This is a genomic window from Fusibacter sp. (assembly GCF_057447755.1).
Window position 1 is genome coordinate 1 of record NZ_JBVBZF010000439.1, and the last position, 2423, is coordinate 2423.

Consider the following 2423-nt stretch of genomic DNA (forward strand, 5'->3'; position numbering starts at 1 on the left):
CGTAGCAATTTGGCGGTGCGTATTAAAAAAGAGGTCCATATGGTGGATACGAATTGTATTGTTCCAGTCGACCAGGCATATCCAAAGGAGGCCTATGCCGCCTATGCCATAAGACCCTCCATTCTTAGACAACTCAATCAATATATAGAAGAAATTCCCCTAGTTCCGGTTGAAATGTCATATTCTGAAGTCTTCCTCAAAACAAAAACTGAGTTGGAGACATGCAATAAAGCTGATGCATTAAGTTCTGTGGCCTCCTTTATAGAATGCCATTTGGGACACTTGGAATCACTACCTTCAGTGAGCCAGTACTTTCAAGGGGGTGAAGACCAAGCCATTAAGAGGTTGGCAAACTTTCTTGGAGAAAGAATTTCCAAATATGACAGTAGACCTGATGCCGATTATATATCAAGATTAAGCCCGTATCTTCATTTCGGCCAGATTAGCCCACTGACTATATATCTTGAAATGCTCAAGGCAAATGCTGTAAATGATGATTTTGTGGAACAATTGATTGTCAGAAGAGCGCTCGCCATTAACTATGTCTATTATAACTCTAATTATAAGGGTCCATTGTCTTTGATATTGCCTAATTGGGCATATGAGACTTTGGAAGTTCATAGGTTAGACCCAAGGGTGTGTTACACACTTGAAGAAATAGAAAATGGAAAGACAGAGGATGTCTATTTTAATGCAGCGCAATTGGAAATGGTAACCACTGGTCATATGAATGGTTATATGCGAATGTATTGGGGGAAAAAGATCCTTGAATGGTCAAGGACACCTGAGGAAGCCTTTGAAAGATTGATTTATCTCAATGATAAGTATGAGCTAGATGGCAGGGATGCCAATGGATATGCTGGCATTGCGTGGTTATTTGGAAAACATGATCGGCCTTGGAGAGAAAGGCCGATATTTGGTAAGGTTAGATATATGAATGCTCAAGGACTTGAGCGCAAATTTAACATGAAAAAATACTTTTAAATGCGACTTTGCTTGGTGAGGGTTTCAACGATGGTCGTATCCTCTTCTAATTGTTCAAAAATGTTCTGCAGTTGGCTGGAAAGGACGTCAGATTGGGTTCTCAACTCATCAGTGAAATCAACAACTTTTTTATAAATTTCATTTTGAAGGGTTGACTCTTTAGACACTTGAGAAACCTTGCTTGTGATTTGATGTATCAAATCCAAAATTGAAGTGAGTTGATCAGCGTTTTGCTTGGAAAAAGAAAGGGTCACTTCTAAATCCCGAGACAAGGCTTTGTTTTGCTCACTATTTGCATTTATTTCAAAACTGAGTTCATTTTGGACCTTCTGAATCTTGTCCAGAATGGTTTCGGTATTTATTGAAAGCTTTCTTATTTCACTTGCAACAACTTCAAAACCTTTGCCATGTTCACCAGCACGTGAAGCTTCAATGGAGGCGTTTAGTGCCAGTAGTTGAATTTGACTTGATATTTGGAAGATTGATGAGAGTTCTTGATTAATTTCTGATGAAACTGTAAACAACTTTTCATTGGATTCTATGGCATTCTGAAGTCCTGATGCTAATTTTTCAAGCGTTTGGTTGTTGGTGTTCATAAATTTCAAGGTGCCATCGTATTTGGTGTTGAGTGTATCGAGATCATCCATTGATGTTTGTATTGCATGGTTGACATTACCCACTTGATTAGACAAAGACAGCATGGCATTGGCAATATCCACATTATAGCCCTTGATTTGCTGGTCCTTTTCTTGTATTGCCACTGTGGTATTCTGAGTCCGTCTAAAATTTGTTAAGAGTTCACTTGAACGTAGGGACAGCTTATTTAGTAGTGAAGCTTGATCCTCTGTGACTTTGACAACATCCTGTTTGGAAATCGCCATATCACTTAACAATTTTTGATTTTCTTCAAGGAGAACCATTGCCTTTGCTTTGCTGACACCACCAATTAATGCAAATAAGCCTAAAAAGAGGGGCGCGGTATCAATCATGTATAGCAGCTTGTTTTCGTTATGTATCCAAACTAATGACGTGAGAGATAGGGTTTGTTTTTTTAAAATAAGGTCTAATGTAATTGCCATGATTGGGAACATAAGGCCAAATAATACACCCACTAAAAAATAATTTCGCTGGATATGGTTTTTCATACGAACCTCCTTTGATGAACATGTAATTTATACCCATTACTTGTAAATGTAATAGATTATCTGGTCGATTCATAAAAATTATTTAGAAAGAAGAAAGTCTATTGTGTCCCATTTCAAAGTGGTATATAATTAGCATCGTGTTAAACTGATGTAAAATTATAAGAATAGGCATACCTTGTAATTTTACAATCAAATCGGACGAATGTCTTTAAATTGAAGGGTAAAATGATAGAGAAGTATAAAAAACAGATTGATCAACATAAATGGATTATTATGAAATTAATCGGCATTTAC

At 37.1% G+C, this 2423-nt stretch carries 1 protein-coding gene and 1 pseudogene; one reads left to right on the top strand and one right to left on the bottom strand.

What is annotated here, in order from left to right:
* Positions 1-984, top strand: a pseudogene (locus AC220I_RS21375) (deoxyribodipyrimidine photo-lyase); the annotation flags it as partial.
* Here the strand turns inward: AC220I_RS21375 and AC220I_RS21380 are convergent.
* Complete coding sequence (locus AC220I_RS21380; protein ID WP_486725896.1) at positions 981-2129, bottom strand: methyl-accepting chemotaxis protein; 1149 nt, start codon at positions 2127-2129, stop codon at positions 981-983. The pseudogene AC220I_RS21375 and the gene AC220I_RS21380 overlap by 4 nt on opposite strands.
* Positions 2130-2423: the final 294 nt, after the last annotated feature.

Excerpts from the sequence above, each read along its gene's own strand:
- AC220I_RS21380 (WP_486725896.1), bottom strand. The coding sequence starts at position 2,129 with ATGAAAAACCATATCCAGCGAAATTATTTTTTAGTGGGTGTATTATTT.